Raw genomic sequence first — 18,396 nt, forward strand, 5'->3', positions numbered from 1 at the left:
TATATGAAAATTATTTCTTTTAACATCAATGGCATTCGAGCACGTTTACATCAGTTACAAGCTTTAATAGATAGTCATTCACCCGATGTGATTGGTCTACAAGAAATCAAGGTCGATAACGCACAATTTCCCATCTCAGATGTCGAAGCGATGGGCTATCATGTTGTTTATCATGGTCAAAAGGCACACTATGGGGTCGCCATGTTGACCAAAAATCCCCCCATTTCAGTGCAATACGGATTACCTTCAGATACGGATGAGCATCAAAAACGTTTGATTGCTGTCACACTCCCGACTAACAATGGAAAAGATATTACTATCTATAATGGGTATTTCCCACAAGGTGAAAATATTAAGCATGACACTAAGTTTCCCTACAAAGTCGACTTTTATCGCGATTTAACGGCGCATTTAGCCGCTACACACGGGCCCGATGACCAAGTCATTGTAATGGGTGATATCAATATTTCTCCGACTGATTTGGATATTGGTATTGGACCTGATAATGCAAAGCGTTGGTTGCGCAGTGGTAAATGTAGTTTTCAACCGATAGAAAGAGACATGTTAGCTACTTTGCAAGCATTAGGTTATCACGATACTTTTCGTTGCTTAACACCCGAGAAAACTGACCGTTACAGCTGGTTTGACTACCGTTCTAAGGGGTTTGTAGATAATCGAGGTTTACGTATTGATGTGATCCTAGCATCAACGACATTATTACCCTTATGCACTGAGTCAGAAATCGACTATGAGCTGCGTGGCATTGAAAAACCCTCAGACCATGCGCCAATTTTTGCTGTATTTTCTTGCTAGGACTGAAGCACAATGACCTGGTTAGAGATTGTCAGTGTATTAGTATATGTGGGTATTTATAGCTACGTGCTAAAACACATTGATTTTTCGTTGTTATTTAAACACAAACGGATCCAACATTTAGTCTTCGGTGCAGGGGTATCAGTATTTGTATTGTGGCTATTTCGTGCTGGAATTTATGATGGTTTAACCGTGCATTTTTTATGGTTAACCGCACTCACATTAACCTTAGGTTTTCGTTATGCAGTGTTGATTTCAGGATTGGTATTGTTAGGGATCACCGGTGTCGGGAAAGAAAGTTGGCAGATGTTTGGAGCCAATGGATTACTTGGCGTGTTAGTTCCTATCGCACTAACCTATGCTGTTTATACCTTTAGTTTTCATCGGATCCCTAGACATATGTTCATTTATGTTTTTGTATGTGCATTCTTTCCAGGCGCTGCGATGATTGCCATTAAGATGGGGTTAATTGGTGGTTTCTATACTCTAAATGGCTACTACTCGTGGGAGGTTGTTGTAGATAATTACGAAGTATTGATCCCATTATTAATATTTCCAGAGGGATTACTCAATGGCATGACCATGACCTTGTTGATTATTTATAAGCCTGATTGGATTTATACTTTCAGTGATAAGCACTATTTCGATCCAGATAAAGATAAAGACGACAGTAACGACTCTTAAACTGTCGTCATTTATCTGCAACACATGATTATTACGAAATCCAGATCCTACAGAATATCTAAAATACGACTCAAGTCACTTTTACCATTAGCTATTTCATCTTTTGATAAACCATTAATTTCATGTGGAAATACAATCCATTCATGCGTTTCTTTGACATAGTAATCAGGAACAATATCCGTTTTATTATTATTCGGCTTATACCATGGACATGCCACACGAATATCTGTAGGCGTGTTTAGGCGCATTTGTAATTGTAATTGTGCAATTAATTCTTCAACACTGCGTCCAGAATCAAATACATCGTCCACAATTAATAGTTTATCTGAGGCATTACAATGTTCTATGATGTAGTGTAAACCATGAACTTTTATCTCTCGTGACTGCTCACCTATGCCAGAATAAGATGAGGTACGCACGGCAATATGGTCTGTGGATACAGCTTTATATTCAAAGAATTCTTGCACCGCAATACCAATAGGTGCCCCACCTCGCCAAATACCAACAATGAATTCTGGACGAAAGCCATCCTCAAATACTTGATGAGCTAGACGGAAAGAGTCTTCAAGTAGTTCTTGTGCAGATATGTAATACTTATCCATGGAAGTCCTATTATTTATATTCGGTTGATGTGTACTATTTTATAGTTGAATAAGGAAAATTGAAAACGTCTATTCGTATTTTAGACTTTGCGCCGGTAATAATCGCAATGCTGTTAATGCCGGTGGGATGGTCGCTAAAACACATAAACTCAAAGATATACCGACAATTAATGCAACATGCTCTAGTTTTAATAATATAGGGACAGGCGTGCCGTCACCGGATAAAGCAATCGGAACATTCAACATGATTAGGATAGGATTCAAACTGAATACTAAAGCCAGACCTAACAACATACCGATCCCAGTCCCTTTTATCCCATTAAATAAACCATTAAACATAAAAATTTGCATGACTTGCCATGCAGTTAATCCTTGCGTGCGTAATATGGCAATATCCGATGTTTTCTCAATGACCACCATGACTAGTGCTGAAATAATGTTAAACGCTGCGACTGCAATGACTAACAACAACATCAATGCCATCATATTCTTCTCCATTTTGACAGCATCAAACAATGGCCCTTGTTTTTCACGCCATGAAGTATGAGAAATGCCGAGCTGGTCTAATGCTGTGCTTATCTGACCGTAGCTAAATGGGTCGTTGATAAACCAACGTGTACTGTCACTCGAATGAAGCACATCGGATTGATATTTAATCCTGGCTAAGCGGTGTAAATCTTCGATGTGCATAAATAATGTTTGGCTATCTTCAACTGATTGAAGGCTAAATACACCAGAGACAATAACGTTACGTTGAGCGGGAACACGGCCAAAAGGCGTAAAACGTGACGAAGAAGGTAATATGATCCGTAACGTATCCCCTACTTGCACATTCAGTTTACGGGCCAATGCATACCCTATTACCACATGATATTGTCGTGCTTGAAGTCCAGATAAATCGTTAAACACAAAATGATCATTTAGAGTGGAAGCCATTTTCATAATCTTAGGATCAATACCTTGAACACTCACCCCTGAAAGGCCTTGTGAAGATTGGATCAATGCTTGTCGTTCGATGAAAGGCATCGACGCTACAATCGTTTCACGTTGTGCTGCACTCAATGAATCAGTTATTGGGTGAGAGATAGGTTGCGGTAAACTTGCATGTGGAATAACAATATGTGGCACCACACCTAAAATGCGTTGTTTTAACTGATCTTCTAAACCATTCATGACTGACAACACCACAATCAGCGCCGCGACACCTAAGCCCAAACCGAGTACCGAAAAAAAGTTTATTAGGGCTATAAAACTATTGTTCCCCCTACTTTTACTGTAACGAAAGCCAATCCGTGCTGATACCAGATTCATTTTGTTTGCACTATTCTCAACGCCTTTGAATACGTGCATAATACGTTATTATTCGATAAGACAACAAGCTAACAATTAAAAAGGATGTAATGGTTGAGTCTGTATTCTGCTTTCTGTTCGAAAACAGTAAAAAGGACAGTATCCGCTCAACGCCACATGTTGATGATTATTAATACAATCATATCTGTATTTATTGATGGTTAAATTAACAAGTGTGATCCTTTATTGACTGCTGCCGTTTAAGACGCATTAGTTTGATTCTAGTACTGCATAATTTATAGGAAAAATCTTTAATTTTCATGGCTAATATTTTCTCTCCTCCTGTCCCTAAGTCGATCCATGAATCAAACCGTCCTCAACATATTAGCTGGGGATCGTTACCGGGTTCTAGCTCAGCTCTTGCCATTGCCAGCGCTGCACAAAGTGAGCTGCGCCCAATTGTCGTCATTACTCCTGATTCTCCCAGTGCGATGCGTTTAGAACAAGAGATACGTTTTTTCCTAAAAACATCCGATGGCGAACACCAACATGTGCCTGTTGGATTATTTCCTGATTGGGAAACACTGCCTTATGATCAATTTTCGCCGCATCAAGATATTGTTTCGCAACGTTTAGAAACATTGTATGACTTAACCACACAGCGACGCGGGATATATATCATGCCGGTTAACACTGTCATGCAGCGTTTAGCTCCTGTCACTTATCTGGCTCAATATCTATTATTCCTAGAAGTCGGTCAAACTTTAGACATCAGTGAGTTTCGACGTAAATTAGAAAATGCGGGGTACTTACACGTCTCTCAAGTGATGAACCATTCTGAGTTTAGTGTCAGAGGCAGTATCATTGACCTTTACCCTATGGGAAGTGAACAGCCATTTCGCATTGATTTGTTTGATGATGAAATAGATAGTATCAGTTATTTTAATACTAGCGACCAACGTTCAGGTGACAAAGTTCAGCATATACGACTCTTACCTGCACGTGAGTTCCCCACCGATGAAGCCGCTAGAAAGCTTTTTCGTAGTAACTTTTTAAACCAATTTGATGAAAATAACGCAAAAGAATCCGTGTTTTATCAAATTACTAAGGGCACTATGCCTGGTGGCGCTGAATACTATTTGCCATTATTTTTTAATGATACATCGACTATTTTTGATTATTTTCATGACAACACATTAACGATGGTTCATGGCAATGTGTTTGAGCGCTGCGAGCGTTTTTGGGCGGATGTCAATCATCGCTATGATCAGTACCGTTTTAATCAAGCGCGACCATTGCTTAAGCCAGAACAGCTGTATTTAGATAGTACTCAAGTATTTGCTAGATTAAAGGAACGGGCCCGCATAGACATTACGAGTGAGCTGTTAGAGAAAAAAGCGGGCCGCTATAACTTTAACGTATCAAAAGTGGATAATATCGCGCTAAATAGCCAAGCAAAAGTACCTTATCAGGCGCTTGATAGTTTCATCAAAACACAATCAGCATCATCTCGTATTGTCTTTTGTGCCGAAACCCAAGGGCGTCAAGAGAATCTCATGGGTTTGTTAAAGAAAACGCCCTTTTCCCCAACACTTTTAAGCGCTTTTGCTAATTATTCACAGGCCGAAAGTTTATGTAGCATCACGGTTGGAAGAGTTGAAGATAGTTTTAGCATTCAACAAACTAAGTCAGACTCGGTTATATTTGTGACCGAGACACAATTATTAGGTCATCAAATAACACAACGCCGCCGTCGTGATAAACGACAGGCAACGGATGAAAGTGCCATAATTCGTAACCTTGCTGAATTATCTACAGGTCAACCTGTCGTTCATATCGAGCATGGTGTCGGTCGTTATTTAGGTTTAGAAACTCTCGATGCCGGTGGTGTGACGACTGAGTTTGTAGCCATTGAATATGGGAAAGGCGCTAAACTTTACGTCCCAGTATCTTCATTGCATTTTATCTCTCGTTACAGTGGTGGCGATCCTGATACAGCGCCGCTGCATTTATTAGGTAATGACACTTGGAATAAAGCCAAAGAAAAAGCGGCGAAGAAAGTGCGAGATGTTGCCGCTGAATTGCTCAATGTTTATGCTAAACGTGCGGCTAAACCTGGCTTCGCCCATGATATTGTGTGGGATGATTATAAGAAATTCGCTGATAGTTTTCCTTTCCCTGAAACACCAGACCAAGAACAAGCGATAAATGCGGTATTAAATGATATGGGCATGCCTAGTGCAATGGATAGACTGGTATGTGGGGACGTTGGGTTTGGGAAAACTGAAGTCGCTATGCGAGCAGCATTCATTGCCGCCAATGCCGGCAAGCAAGTATCAATACTCGTCCCAACCACTCTTCTAGCACAGCAACATTTTGAAAATTTTGTCGACCGTTTTGCCGATTGGCCTTTTAATATTCAAGTATTATCACGCTTTGTGTCTGCCAAAGACCAACGTGCGGTATTAGAAGGGGTTAAATCTGGTCATGTTGATATTGTGGTTGGTACTCATAAACTGATACAAAATGATGTGAAATTTGCCGATTTAGGTTTGGTCATTATTGATGAAGAGCACCGCTTTGGGGTACGTCAAAAAGATAAATTTAAAGCGTTACGCGCCGACGTTGATATTTTGACTTTAACAGCAACGCCCATACCTCGAACATTAAATATGGCGATGAGCGGAATGCGAGATCTTTCTATCATTGCTACGCCACCTGCTAAACGGCTACCAATAAAAACGTTTGTTCAAAAACGTAATCATGAAACTATACGTGAAGCCGTCATGCGTGAAATATTACGTGGTGGTCAAGTGTACTTTTTACATAACGATGTGGCGACCATTGAGAATACAATGCAAGAGCTGACCGACATCATTCCAGAAGCACGTATTGCTATTGGTCATGGACAAATGCGCGAACGAGAACTAGAACAAGTCATGGATGATTTTTACCATCAACGTTATAACGTTCTGTTATGTACCACGATTATAGAAACGGGTATCGATGTACCAAGCGCCAATACGATTATTATGGATCGTGCTGACCATTTAGGACTCGCTCAGTTGCATCAGTTACGTGGTCGAGTTGGACGTTCACATCACCAGGCGTATGCATATTTACTCACGCCCCACCCGCGTCGCATGACCAAAGACTCGATTAAACGCTTAGAAGCGATTGCTTCGCTAGAAGATTTAGGCGCAGGCTTTGCACTTGCTACTCATGATTTAGAAATACGCGGCGCAGGAGAATTATTGGGCGATGGCCAATCGGGTCAAATTGCTACTGTCGGTTATAGTTTATATATGGATATGTTAGACAAAGCTGTTAAAGCCATTAAAAACGGTAAAGAACCTGACTTTAACATAGAGATAAGTGATAAAACCGATATAGAATTACGCATCCCTGCACTACTGCCTGACACATATATTGGTGATGTTAACTTACGTTTATCAATCTACAAACGCTTAGCATCATGTGGTGATCAACACGAAATTGATGAATTACAAGTTGAGTTGATTGACCGCTTTGGGTTATTACCTGAAGCAGCTAAACATTTGTTTATAGTGACGCAATTAAAGTTACTCGCACAAACAATCGGTATAAAAAAGATTGAAGCCAATGCCAAAGGTGGTTTAGTTGAATTTTATCAAGATGCTAACATCGATCCGAGTTTCTTAATTAAGTTAATTCAACAACATCCACAAGATTATAAATTTGATGGACCCACACGCTTAAAAGTCATGATAGAATCTAAAACTGCACAGGGTCGTGTAGATTGGGTGGAGCAATTAGTGATGAGTTTCTTTGAAATGGGCAAGGCCTTACAATGACTACCGTTAAAGAGTTACGCGTAACAAAAAATCAGTTTGTTTTTATACTCTTAATATGGATGTTGAGTATATCTGTACCTACGTATGCGCAAGACAACACCGATTGGTGGTTTGATGTTGAAGTTTTAATATTTAAACACAATAACGCACCACTTACTGTCACAGAACAATTTGACGATGTTGTAGATACACCTACTTCTGATTATATTAATAATATATTTGAGCCTTTTCATTTCGTTGATATTAGTTGGTTAGAACAAGGGTTACCTGAGTGTGAACCTTTTGCTATGTACATAGGCTGTCGTATGCCACTCACATTAGATGATTTAGTGGCACGGAATCAGCCCATTGATCGCTTTGAAAATATGCCTGCATTACCTATACATTACGATGGCTATGTGATGCAACGAAGTGAGTCAGCGCATATGTTGCCTAAAGCGCAATTACAGTTAACCAGTTTGTATAATGATATTAAATGGGATGAAGCATACACCCCATTGTTACATACAATTTGGCGTCAACCGGTAGCCGTTGGCCAAGAAAACGCATTTTCTGTACCTTTGCTTGCAGGTAAAAATCTGACTTACTTGTCTTCTTCAACACCGGATATAGAGCCCATTCCAACACTCGACGATCTCGATAACATGTCAGCACTTGAGCAATTTCGGCTAGTGCCATCTATTGTTCAAAAACTCGACCAACTTACGCTAATTAATGGTGTACCCTCAGCGGAGACAGAATTACCTTTATATCCAGACCAAATTCTTCAAGTTCAAGACCAAGCTATTATTGATACTGAGTCTGTATTTGAATTAGAAGGTTTGCTGACAATATTCATTAAATACATTAACCGCGTGCCTTACTTGCATATTGATAGCCATGCGTTATTTCACACATCCCATGAAGAAGATGATCAAGTTGTCATAAAACCTCATACTTTTAAACAACGTCGCCGTATTATTTCAAATCAAATTCATTATTTTGATCATCCCTATTTTGGCATCATTGTCACATTAACGCGTCATAAACGTCCCGCTCTCCCAGAGGAAAATAACAATGAAAATCTATACTCGAACCGGTGATAAAGGCCAAACTCAAGTTTATACTCATGAGGTTTTAAAAAAGGACAAAGACGACAGCTTACTACAATGTTATGGCACATTAGATGAACTCAATTCAGTTGTGGGTTTAATAAATGCGTTGTTAATTGAAGAAGCAAAGCATGCATCTGCATTATTAACTGATGTCTCGGATTGGCTATATCAAGTGCAACAAGATATTTTTGCTATTGGCTTTGCTATGTCAAATGCAAGTCAACTTAGAGATGATGCCGTACAAGAATTAGAAACTCATATCGATGCATTAACAGCACTTTTACCCCCTCAAACCAGTTTCATCCTACCCGGCGGTCATGTAATTGCAGCACAAACACATGTCGCTCGAACAGTTGCAAGACGAGCTGAACGTGAGTTAGTGTCATTAAACAAACAACATGAGTTAGCGGATAACGTATTACAATATATCAATCGCTTATCTGATTTTTTATTTGTGTTAGCCAGAGCTATCAATCACGCTTTGAATATAGAAGATATAAACGTGACGGCTTCTTGATAAGCCGATTCTTTTAATATTTCAGAATAATGACGACACTGTTGTTGATGATTGTTCAACGCACCGTTTGCTTCAATGGATATGAGTTTTTGTGGGGTTTGTGAATACGATGCTTGACGTTGTTCACTATGACCTAGATTATCTAAAACCATAATCGCTTCATCTGGCGCATTACAAATTAATGCCATATCTACACCGGCTGCGAGTGCATGCTCTACCCGATCTAACATACTCCCCGCTTCTGAAGCGGCGTGCATGGATAAATCATCTGAAAATATGACACCTTGAAAACCACAATGTTGGCGTAAAATTTGTTGTAACCAAATAGAGGAAAAACCTGCAGGTCTACTGTCTATATCAGGGTAAACAACATGTGCAGGCATGATCCCATCGACTAATTGCTGTTGCATAAAGTGAGTAAATATCGCCATATCAAGCTCAAAAATAGTATCTTTAGATCGCTCGTCACTTGGCATTGCGATATGTGAATCTGCTTTGACATTTCCATGTCCAGGAAAGTGTTTACCAATGGCGGGCATCCCTATTGCTTTTAATCCATGAATAAACTCAGTCGCTAATGATAAAATGGTAGAGGGCGCATTTGAAAAACTTCGCGTACCAATAACATCAGAGATAGCATTAATATCTAAGACAGGCGCAAAACTTATATCAACACCATGTCCTATACACTCTGTCGCAATAACCCTGCCACAAGCATACGCTAATTGCCTGGCTTGGACATGATCATGATGTTCAATATCTCCCATAGCGGGAATAGCAGTAAATCCGTTTTTAAAACGCTGTACCCGCCCCCCTTCTTGATCAACAGCGATGAGGATCGGATGACCTGCGGAGTGTTTAATTTGCGAAGTAAGGTGACGCAATTGCTCAGGATCATGATAATTACGTGCAAACAAGATCACACCACCGGTGAGAGGATGAGCCATCACTTCTTGTTCTTGTTGCGTTAATTCAAATCCTGCAACGTCTAACATTATTGGATGCATGTCTAACTCTTATACTATTTAAACAGTGACAGGAAAATATTAATCATTTGATGAAGATACAAGTGATTCACGCCAAGTTCGCCTCGCACTTTCAAGATCATATTCGGTCATTTTTCTTTGCTCAGCCTCCGCAATCCCTTTAGCAATTTCAAAAATAATCAAATCACGATTGATAATTAACTGGGTTGCTTGTTGATATAAATCACCTCGCGCTTCAGGAAAGCGTTCCAACAACCCATCTAAAGATTGAATATTGATATAGCGATCCTCAACTTCTTGATTAAACCAAGTTCGTTTAGCTCTAAACTTCAAAAAATTGATTGCTTGTGGCGAGTTGATATATTCAATTTGACTCGGATGAAGATTGATCTGTTTTGCAGTATCCAATAAATTAACTTGTAATAGTGTTAATTCATTAGGTTCATCAAACATCACTGCAGATAATGCACGATTAATCACCTCAGGCACCTGCATTAAGTCCATCGCAGTTAACTCTGAATAGTACCTATCTTTATCCTCAATCAACTGTTGTGGATTAGCATGATGGAATTGTGTTTTATTTACCAAGGATTGTGCATTTGGATTATCAACAAAATGATAATAAATAAACCAAACAGCATATACAATTACAAGCAGGCAACATAAAAATGTAAAAAGCACCCGAAGGTGCTTTTTTAAATGATTTACTTTCATGCTAAGAATCATTACCTGGCGCATTTTCAACTCGAGACTTCAATTTCTGACCCGGTTTAAATGTGACAACACGACGTGCTTTGATCGGAATATCCTCACCTGTTTTTGGATTTCGACCAGGACGCTCTTTCTTAGTCCTTAAATCAAAGTTACCAAAACCGGATAGTTTGACTTGTTCACCATTCTCAAGTGAGACCTTTATTTCTTCAAAAAAAGCTTCAACTAAATCTTTAGTGTCTTTTTTGTTTAAGCCCACTTTCTCAAACAAGTGTTCAGCCATTTCCGCTTTGGTCAATGCCATAATTTACTCTCTTAGCGTTGCTGCTAATTGAGATACCAAGCCTGCTACGATTTTTTCGACACAAGATTGGATCTCAACTTCTTCTAAGGTTTTTTCTGGATCAGATAATGTCATGGAAATCGCTAAACTCTTTTCTCCACATGCAATACCATCACCTGTATAAATATCAAACAAGGTTAAATCAACTAATTGATGGATCCCAAGACTCGATATACAGCTCATTATTTGAGCATAACTTACATTTTCGTTAACTACAATTGCAATATCACGTTTATTTGTAGGAAATTTCGAAATTGGTTGAGCTTTTGGTAACACTCGAGAAACTAACGCAGATTGCATTATTTCAAACATATAGACCTTACCACTAACTCCCATGATTTTTGCAAATTGTGGATGAAGTGCACCGATGAAACCAACAACCTCACCGTCTTTAACAATATCGGCACCTTGGCCTGGATGCAGATGTCCTTGAGTCGAAGGAACAAAACTAAACGCTTCAGGTTGCCCTGTTTGTTTAATTAAACGCTCCACATCCCCTTTAATAGTAAAGAAATCAACACTTCGGGCAGCTTCGTATGAATCTTTTAACACATTGCCGCTGCACACACCTGCAATCATTGGGATTTGCTGCACATCATTACCTGACTCATCGCCAGCAATAAATTTCAAACCTGTCTCAAATAAACGAACCCGTGGTTGTTGACGTTTTTGGTTATATCCAACCGCTTGGAGTAGTCCAGTCACTAAACTTACTCGCATCACTGACATATCTGCTGAAATAGGATGAGGCAAAGTTAATGACGGTGTATCACCAAATAAAGCTGATTGCTTTTTAGGATCGACAAAACTATATGTAATTGCTTCATCATACCCCTGTTGGAGTAATACACTTTTTAACTGATTTAAATGCAATGTAGCTTCATCTGAAGGTAACATTGATAATGACGCTCTAGGTGCAACATTAGGAATGTTGTTATAGCCGTATACACGCGCTACTTCTTCAATCAGATCTTCTTCAATACTGATATCAAAACGATATGCAGGAACAGATACCGACCACTCATTATCTTTATATTCAACGGCGAAACCTAATCGCGATAATATTTCAGTCACAGTTTCAGTTGGAATACTAATACCAATCACTTTCGCAAGGCGAGCTTCTCTTAATGTGACTTGCGCTGCTTGTGGGACATGTGATTCAGATACCGCTTCAATAATAGGACCTACTTCGCCCCCCACAATATCAGTTAACAGTTGAGTGGCTCGTTCCATTGCATCTCGTTGTAGCTGCGGGTCAACTCCACGCTCATATCGATGGGATGCATCGGTATGAAGGCCGTATTGACGAGCTTTACCGAGAATGGCATCTGGTGCGAAAAACGCAGCTTCTAATACAATGTTTTTGGTATCTGCAGTCACACCTGAATGTAAACCGCCAAAAATACCAGCTAACGCTAATGCTTTATTCTCATCGGCAATCACTAATGTATTGCTGTTAACTTTAATTTCAGATTCGTCCAGTAAAGTTAAAGCTTCGTCAGGTTGCGCCATACGAACATGTATATCGCCACTAACACTGTCTGCATTAAATGCATGCATTGGATGACCTAATTCAAGTAACACATAGTTCGTCACATCAACTACAGGATCAATCGAACGAATGCCGCTGCGACGTAATTTTTCGACTAACCATAATGGTGATGGTACCGATAAATCCACATTATTAATAACACGTGCAAGATAACGAGGACAGGCTTCAGGTGCATCTAGATGTACTTGTTTGGAGACATCACAAGTGACCTTTGCTGGCACTATCTCTGGATAAGACACTGATAAAGAATTGAGTACACCCACTTCACGGGCAACACCACGTATTCCTAAGCAATCAGCACGGTTAGGTGTTAAATCAACCTCAATCGCCGTATCATCTAAATGTAAATATTCACGAATATCTTGACCAACAGGTGCTGATTCAGCCAATTCCATTATGCCATCATGTGAATCGCCCATACCTAATTCAGAAAAACTACACAACATACCAAATGAGGGTTGGCCACGTAATTTTGCTTTTTTAATTTTAAAGTTACCCGGTAACACAGCACCCACACAGGCAACTGCAACTTTGATACCGGTACGACAGTTAGGCGCGCCACAAACAATATCTAATAATTCTTCACTACCAACGTCAATTTTGGTCACTCTTAACTTGTCGGCATCTGGGTGTTGAGCACACTCAACAACTTGTCCTACGACCACTCCAGAAAACTCGCCAGCAACAGGCTCTAAGCCATCGACTTCAAGGCCAGCCATGGAAATTTGTTCCGCTAAGGCATCTGTATCTAGGGCTGGGTTCACATATTCGCGTAACCACGCTTCAGAAAAAATCATATCACTACCCTATTATTTAAATTGCTTAACAAAACGTAAATCGTTTTCAAAAAATGCACGTAGATCATTGACGCCATAACGCAGCATAGCTAAACGCTCAACGCCCATACCAAATGCAAAACCAGTGTATTCTTCAGGATCTACACCTACCGCTTTTAAGACATTCGGGTGAGTCATACCACAGCCGAGTACTTCTAACCATTTACCATTTTCGTCCATGACGTCCACTTCTGCAGATGGCTCAGTGAATGGAAAATACGAAGGGCGAAAACGTACAGTTAAATCACGTTCAAAGAAATGATTTAAAAAATCATGCAAAATCCCTTTTAACTCTGTAAAAGAAACATCTTTATCCACCATTAAACCTTCAACTTGGTGAAACATTGGCGTATGCGTTTGATCATAATCATTTCGATAAACACGTCCTGGCGAAATAATACGAATAGGAGGTGTTTGCGATTCCATTGTTCTAATTTGCACACCCGAAGTTTGCGTACGTAACATCATATTAGGATTAAAATAGAATGTGTCATGGTCCGCGCGAGCTGGATGATTAGCAGGGATATTTAGCGCATCAAAATTATGAAAGCCATCTTCAATTTCAGGACCGGTTTTTACGGCAAACCCTAACTCTCCAAAAAATTGTTCGATGCGAGCAATAGTGCGTGATACAGGATGCGCATTACCTACATCTTGTGCAATACCAGGTAAGGTTACATCAACCGCCTCATTGGCTAACTTTGCGTTCATCTCTGCCAGTTTGAGTGCATCTGACTTGACGCTAATGAGTTGTTGAATTTCCTGCTTAGCGACATTGATTTTTTGGCCGGCTAAAGGACGTTCTTCATTGGATAATTTGCCTAGGCCCTTTAGTAAGTCAGTTAACTTACCTTTTTTGCCCATAAAATCGACGCGAACGCCGTCAAGAGTCGCTACATCAGATGCAGCTTCAATCAAGCTTTTTGCTTCATTGACAATGGCTTCAAGTTCCATGGAATCCCCAGATGGAAAAGTTAAATATAAATAAGAATATGGCACATTTTACATGAAATATTAGGCACTTGTGTAGTTAATCAGTCGATAAATATGGCATAACTGAAAAAAAAGTAAAAAAAAAACGGTGAGTATCCTACTCACCGTTTTTCCAGAACTTAAACTTTTGCTTAAAATATTATGCTAATGCACCTTTCGCCGTAGCGACTAATGCAGTGAAAGCAACTTTATCGTGAACAGCGATGTCAGCAAGGATCTTACGATCGATCTCAACAGACGCTTTCTTTAAACCGTTAATGAAACGGCTATACGATAAACCATTTTGACGTGATGCCGCATTGATACGTGCAATCCATAATTGACGGAATTGACGCTTACGCTGACGACGGTCACGATATGCATATTGACCAGCTTTAGTTACTGCTTGTACCGCTACGCGATAAACACGTGAACGAGCACCGTAATAACCTTTGGCCTGTTTTAATACTTTTTTATGACGAGCGCGTGCAATAGTACCGCGTTTTACTCTAGCCATGATTTAGTCTCCTGTCTTAAACGTAAGGTAACATGCGTTGGATAAGCTTAGTATCCGAATCATGAACTAATTTTTTGCCACGTAAGTGACGTTTACGTTTAGTACTCTTCTTGGTCAAAATGTGACGCAAGTGAGACTGCTTTGATTTGAAACGACCAGACGCTGTCTTACGAAAACGCTTAGCTGCTCCAGAGTTGGATTTCATTTTAGGCATTGCTAAAACTCCGCATTGTTATATTAAAGTCATAATTTGCAGATTAATGACTGATTAAAATTTAGTAATTAGGTGTTATCTGGTTGCAGACAGATAAACTTGTAAACCACAATTACTTCTTAAGTGGGGCCAAGACCATAATCATTTGACGTCCTTCAACACGATGAGGGAACGCTTCACAATTTGAGATATCTTCTAAATCCGCGCGAACGCGTTTTAATAATTCAATCCCGATCTCTTGGTGAGCCATTTCACGTCCACGGTAGCGGATTGTGACTTTGGCTTTATCACCAGCCTCTAGAAAGCGACGCAGGTTGCGCAGTTTGACCTGGTAATCGCCTTCATCAGTGCCAGGGCGAAATTTAATCTCCTTGACCTGAATTTGCTTTTGTTTTTTCTTTTGCTCTTTAAGAGCCTTACTTTTCTCAAACAGGAATTTGCCATAATCCATGACTTTACAAACCGGTGGTTCAGCATTTGGACTGATTTCAACCAAATCTAAACTATTCGTATCTGCCATTTCTTGGGCTTCCGCCAAAGTCACAACGCCAACTTGTTCACCATCTTTGCCAATTAAGCGTACTTCGCTTACATTAATTTCATCATTGATTCGAGCTTTATCGCTCTGTGCTTTATTATTAGCGCCTTTAATGTGCTATTCCTCCAAGAGATTAACTAATTACTTTATCTGCGATATCTGTTCTAACTTTAATTAGGAAGTCTTCAATCGACATTTTTCCTAAGTCATCACCCTTACGGGTGCGTACCGCTACTTCGCCAGCTTCCATTTCTTTATCGCCGACAACTAACATATACGGAACACGCTTTAAAGTGTGCTCGCGGATTTTAAAGCCTATCTTCTCATTTCTCAAGTCCGGTTTCACTCTAATTGCGTTTCTTGCAGTTTTTTGCAATTTTGTGCAATATTCGCTCTGTTTGTCCGTAATATTCAAAATTACGGCTTGAGTTGGAGCTAACCAGGTCGGAAAATGACCCGCATATTCTTCAGTTAGGATCCCAATGAAACGTTCTAATGAACCCAAAATAGCTCTGTGGATCATAACAGGCACTTTTCGCTCACCATCTTCAGCCACATAAGTTGAGCCTAAACGGCCAGGCATTGAGAAATCTAATTGAACTGTGCCGCACTGCCAGGCACGATCAAGACAATCATGTAAGGTAAATTCAATTTTAGGACCGTAAAATGCGCCCTCGCCTGGTTGATAATCAAATTCTATATCGTTCGCTTTTAATGCGTCAGCCAAAGCACTCTCTGTTTTATCCCAAATGTCATCACTACCTACGCGTTCTTCAGGACGTGTCGATAATTTTACGACGATTTTTTCAAAACCAAACGTTTCATAGGTATCGTATACCATTTTGATACAACCACTGACTTCATCGAGTATTTGCTCTTCAGTGCAGAATATATGTGCGTCATCTTGCGTAAAACCACGAACACGCATCAGTCCATGTAATGCACCTGATGGTTCATTACGATGACAACAACCAAACTCGGCCATACGTAAGGGTAAATCACGATATGATTTGAGGCCTTGATTAAAGATTTGCACGTGTCCAGGACAGTTCATCGGCTTAATCGCATATTCACGTTTTTCCGACTCTGTAGTAAACATATTGCTCGAATACTTACCCCAGTGTCCTGACTTTTCCCATAAAGAACGGTCCATCATTAATGGGCCTTTTACTTCTTGGTAATCATACTGCGTTAATTTTTTACGGATAAAGCTTTCTAGTTCGGTGTAGATCGACCAACCATCATTGTGCCAAAAAACCATACCAGGAGCTTCTTCTTGCCAATGGAATAAATCTAACGTCTTACCGATTTTACGGTGATCACGCTTTTCTGCTTCTTCTAGACGATTCAAGTACGCTTTAAGCTGTTTCTTATCAGCCCATGCTGTACCGTAAATGCGTTGAAGCATTTTATTTTCTGAATTACCACGCCAATATGCACCCGCCACTTTCATGATCTTGAAATGCTGACAGAAACGCATATTAGGGACATGCGGACCGCGACACATATCAATGTATTCTTCATGTACATATAATGCTGGGGTGTCGTCTTGGCTTATGTTCTCGTCCAAAATTTCTAATTTGTAGGATTCGCCGCGCTGTTCAAATGTGTCACGAGCGGTTTGCCATGAACCAACATTCTTCACCACATCATAAGATGTTTTGGCTAACTGTAACATCCGCTTTTCAATGTTATCTAAATCGTCTTGCGTCAATGAATGCTCTAAATCAACGTCATAATAAAATCCATTATCAATCGTCGGTCCAATTGCCATTTTTACATCGGGAAATAATTGTTTAATAGCATGGCCAATTAAATGTGCACACGAGTGACGAATAATTTCTAGACCCGCCTCATCACGAGCAGTAATGATCTGAAGCTGTGCATCACAGGTAATAAGATCACAAGCATCTGCTAATTCACCGTTGATTTTGCCAGCTATCGTTGCTTTAGCTAAACCAGGACCGATGTCATTAGCAACATCCATAATCGAAACAGCTTGGTCAAATTCACGGGTAGAACCGTCAGGTAAGGTAATAATGGGCATGAAAAATCCTTTAACAGTGGTGACGCCTACATTGCGCCACTTGTATTAGTCTTAATAAATGCATTGGTTGAGTTCGTAGTGAATCTAGCGTACCAATGCTACAATGCGCAATATTATACAGATAGAGATTAATTTGATGCAATCTTTTGTTTTTTTTATATTTATTACACTGCCATGGTTATTAATCTCATCATTATATAGTCCAGTTATTTTGGCTCAAATTAGCGTTCAAGACTGGGAGCAAAAACAAGTATCTCAGCATATTTTAGTGTCATCTTCGACAGTGAATAATGTATATAAAGTGAATGCAAAGATGTACGTCCATGCCACACCGGATGAGTTTTTCGCACTTCTTGAACACACTCAAAAAGATTGTAGTTGGATTGCCAATTGTAAACGTGTTGAAGTCCTCAATCAGTCATTATCACAATATCGATTTGTTCATACTGTTTTTAATAGTCCCTGGCCAGTCGCTGACCGTGAAATGTATACCCGTTCTTTTCATCAATTTGATCAATCACACCAACACCTTTCAATATTAATTGAAGATATTTCCAGTGACTATCCTACTCACCCAAAGCGAGTCATGATGAATAATGTGACGGCACAATGGTCAATGAGTTACTCACATGATGGCTGGTATGAATTGAATTATCTAGCCAGTGCCGAGCCAGGTGGTTTGATTCCTACTTGGCTCTCTAAAACCTTACTTAAAAATGCAACAGCTGAAACCTTTGCCCAATTAAGAGAGCGCCTGCATGCAGATAAAACCTTTTAACACTTTACTGATAGCCCCCTTTTTATTAGCTTTAGTCGGTTGTTCCGACGGACAACGATTACCAAATAG

17 protein-coding genes are annotated in these 18,396 nt (G+C 39.8%); 6 read left to right on the plus strand and 11 right to left on the minus strand.

Going from position 1 to position 18,396, the window contains the following annotated elements; all coding sequences use genetic code 11:
* The first annotated feature begins 3 nt into the window (after positions 1 to 3).
* On the plus strand, positions 4 to 813 hold the full coding sequence (gene xthA / locus G2999_RS00890) for an exodeoxyribonuclease III (protein WP_010177787.1): 810 nt from the start codon (positions 4 to 6) through the stop codon (positions 811 to 813).
* Positions 814 to 825: 12 nt separating this feature from the next.
* Positions 826 to 1,497: an energy-coupling factor ABC transporter permease gene (locus G2999_RS00895; RefSeq protein WP_010177789.1), complete on the plus strand. Its 672-nt coding sequence runs from the start codon at positions 826 to 828 to the stop codon at positions 1,495 to 1,497.
* A gap of 47 nt (positions 1,498 to 1,544) precedes the next feature.
* Here G2999_RS00895 and G2999_RS00900 read toward each other — a convergent pair whose 3' ends face one another.
* On the minus strand, positions 1,545 to 2,099 hold the full coding sequence (locus G2999_RS00900) for a phosphoribosyltransferase (protein WP_010177792.1): 555 nt from the start codon (positions 2,097 to 2,099) through the stop codon (positions 1,545 to 1,547).
* Positions 2,100 to 2,168: 69 nt separating this feature from the next.
* Positions 2,169 to 3,449 (minus strand): lipoprotein-releasing ABC transporter permease subunit, encoded by a 1,281-nt coding sequence (locus G2999_RS00905; RefSeq protein WP_083781637.1) that lies wholly within the window; start codon positions 3,447 to 3,449, stop codon positions 2,169 to 2,171.
* 260 nt (positions 3,450 to 3,709) lie between these two features.
* Between G2999_RS00905 and mfd the strand changes: the two genes are divergently transcribed.
* Genes mfd through G2999_RS00920 form a run of 3 tightly spaced genes read left to right on the plus strand, consistent with a single transcriptional unit; the run spans position 3,710 to position 8,833 of the window.
* Positions 3,710 to 7,222, plus strand: coding sequence for a transcription-repair coupling factor (gene mfd / locus G2999_RS00910; protein ID WP_010177795.1), 3,513 nt, complete (start codon positions 3,710 to 3,712; stop codon positions 7,220 to 7,222).
* Complete coding sequence (locus G2999_RS00915; protein WP_010177797.1) at positions 7,219 to 8,304, plus strand: CsiV family protein; 1,086 nt, start codon at positions 7,219 to 7,221, stop codon at positions 8,302 to 8,304. Before mfd ends, G2999_RS00915 begins: the two co-directional genes overlap by 4 nt.
* A complete protein-coding gene (locus G2999_RS00920; protein ID WP_010177799.1) occupies positions 8,279 to 8,833 on the plus strand; it encodes a cob(I)yrinic acid a,c-diamide adenosyltransferase in 555 nt (184 codons plus the stop codon). Before G2999_RS00915 ends, G2999_RS00920 begins: the two co-directional genes overlap by 26 nt.
* On the opposite strand, the gene nagZ is transcribed toward G2999_RS00920, so the two are convergent.
* The 9 genes from nagZ to thrS all read right to left on the minus strand — a co-directional run bounded on the left by nagZ (position 8,791) and on the right by thrS (position 17,549).
* A complete protein-coding gene (gene nagZ, locus G2999_RS00925) occupies positions 8,791 to 9,840 on the minus strand; it encodes a beta-N-acetylhexosaminidase (protein WP_010177801.1) in 1,050 nt (349 codons plus the stop codon). The two genes, G2999_RS00920 and nagZ, sit on opposite strands and share 43 nt — an antisense overlap.
* 39 nt (positions 9,841 to 9,879) lie before the next feature.
* Positions 9,880 to 10,407 carry a hypothetical protein gene (locus tag G2999_RS00930; protein WP_156780177.1) on the minus strand — a complete coding sequence of 176 codons (528 nt, stop codon included), beginning with the start codon at positions 10,405 to 10,407 and terminating at the stop codon, positions 9,880 to 9,882.
* A 127-nt stretch (positions 10,408 to 10,534) separates the two neighbouring features.
* Entirely contained in the window at positions 10,535 to 10,834 is a 300-nt protein-coding gene (locus G2999_RS00935; protein ID WP_010177805.1) for an integration host factor subunit alpha, read from the minus strand.
* Between the two features lie 3 nt (positions 10,835 to 10,837).
* Positions 10,838 to 13,222: a phenylalanine--tRNA ligase subunit beta gene (pheT, locus tag G2999_RS00940; protein ID WP_010177807.1), complete on the minus strand. Its 2,385-nt coding sequence runs from the start codon at positions 13,220 to 13,222 to the stop codon at positions 10,838 to 10,840.
* A 12-nt stretch (positions 13,223 to 13,234) separates the two neighbouring features.
* On the minus strand, positions 13,235 to 14,215 hold the full coding sequence (gene pheS / locus G2999_RS00945) for a phenylalanine--tRNA ligase subunit alpha (RefSeq protein WP_010177809.1): 981 nt from the start codon (positions 14,213 to 14,215) through the stop codon (positions 13,235 to 13,237).
* 178 nt (positions 14,216 to 14,393) lie between these two features.
* Positions 14,394 to 14,750, minus strand: coding sequence for a 50S ribosomal protein L20 (gene rplT / locus G2999_RS00950; RefSeq protein WP_010177811.1), 357 nt, complete (start codon positions 14,748 to 14,750; stop codon positions 14,394 to 14,396).
* A 16-nt stretch (positions 14,751 to 14,766) separates the two neighbouring features.
* Positions 14,767 to 14,964: a 50S ribosomal protein L35 gene (gene rpmI / locus G2999_RS12755; RefSeq protein WP_010177813.1), complete on the minus strand. Its 198-nt coding sequence runs from the start codon at positions 14,962 to 14,964 to the stop codon at positions 14,767 to 14,769.
* A 112-nt stretch (positions 14,965 to 15,076) separates the two neighbouring features.
* Positions 15,077 to 15,616, minus strand: a complete 540-nt coding sequence (infC, locus tag G2999_RS00960; RefSeq protein ID WP_083781638.1) for a translation initiation factor IF-3 — start codon at positions 15,614 to 15,616, stop codon at positions 15,077 to 15,079.
* Positions 15,617 to 15,635: 19 nt separating this feature from the next.
* Positions 15,636 to 17,549, minus strand: coding sequence for a threonine--tRNA ligase (gene thrS, locus G2999_RS00965; RefSeq protein WP_010177818.1), 1,914 nt, complete (start codon positions 17,547 to 17,549; stop codon positions 15,636 to 15,638).
* 136 nt (positions 17,550 to 17,685) lie between these two features.
* Between thrS and G2999_RS00970 the strand changes: the two genes are divergently transcribed.
* Positions 17,686 to 18,327: an START domain-containing protein gene (locus tag G2999_RS00970; protein ID WP_010177820.1), complete on the plus strand. Its 642-nt coding sequence runs from the start codon at positions 17,686 to 17,688 to the stop codon at positions 18,325 to 18,327.
* Positions 18,328 to 18,396 lie beyond the last annotated feature (69 nt).

Source organism: Glaciecola sp. HTCC2999 (assembly GCF_000155775.1).
Taxonomy (GTDB): Bacteria; Pseudomonadota; Gammaproteobacteria; order Enterobacterales; family Alteromonadaceae; genus Opacimonas.

Excerpts from the sequence above, each read along its gene's own strand:
- xthA (WP_010177787.1), top strand. The coding sequence starts at position 4 with ATGAAAATTATTTCTTTTAACATCAATGGCATTCGAGCACGTTTACAT.
- G2999_RS00895 (WP_010177789.1), top strand. The coding sequence starts at position 826 with ATGACCTGGTTAGAGATTGTCAGTGTATTAGTATATGTGGGTATTTAT.
- G2999_RS00900 (WP_010177792.1), bottom strand. The coding sequence starts at position 2,099 with ATGGATAAGTATTACATATCTGCACAAGAACTACTTGAAGACTCTTTC.
- G2999_RS00905 (WP_083781637.1), bottom strand. The coding sequence starts at position 3,449 with ATGCACGTATTCAAAGGCGTTGAGAATAGTGCAAACAAAATGAATCTG.
- mfd (WP_010177795.1), top strand. The coding sequence starts at position 3,710 with ATGGCTAATATTTTCTCTCCTCCTGTCCCTAAGTCGATCCATGAATCA.
- G2999_RS00915 (WP_010177797.1), top strand. The coding sequence starts at position 7,219 with ATGACTACCGTTAAAGAGTTACGCGTAACAAAAAATCAGTTTGTTTTT.
- G2999_RS00920 (WP_010177799.1), top strand. The coding sequence starts at position 8,279 with ATGAAAATCTATACTCGAACCGGTGATAAAGGCCAAACTCAAGTTTAT.
- nagZ (WP_010177801.1), bottom strand. The coding sequence starts at position 9,840 with ATGCATCCAATAATGTTAGACGTTGCAGGATTTGAATTAACGCAACAA.
- G2999_RS00935 (WP_010177805.1), bottom strand. The coding sequence starts at position 10,834 with ATGGCATTGACCAAAGCGGAAATGGCTGAACACTTGTTTGAGAAAGTG.
- pheT (WP_010177807.1), bottom strand. The coding sequence starts at position 13,222 with ATGATTTTTTCTGAAGCGTGGTTACGCGAATATGTGAACCCAGCCCTA.
- pheS (WP_010177809.1), bottom strand. The coding sequence starts at position 14,215 with ATGGAACTTGAAGCCATTGTCAATGAAGCAAAAAGCTTGATTGAAGCT.
- rplT (WP_010177811.1), bottom strand. The coding sequence starts at position 14,750 with ATGGCTAGAGTAAAACGCGGTACTATTGCACGCGCTCGTCATAAAAAA.
- rpmI (WP_010177813.1), bottom strand. The coding sequence starts at position 14,964 with ATGCCTAAAATGAAATCCAACTCTGGAGCAGCTAAGCGTTTTCGTAAG.
- thrS (WP_010177818.1), bottom strand. The coding sequence starts at position 17,549 with ATGCCCATTATTACCTTACCTGACGGTTCTACCCGTGAATTTGACCAA.
- G2999_RS00970 (WP_010177820.1), top strand. The coding sequence starts at position 17,686 with ATGCAATCTTTTGTTTTTTTTATATTTATTACACTGCCATGGTTATTA.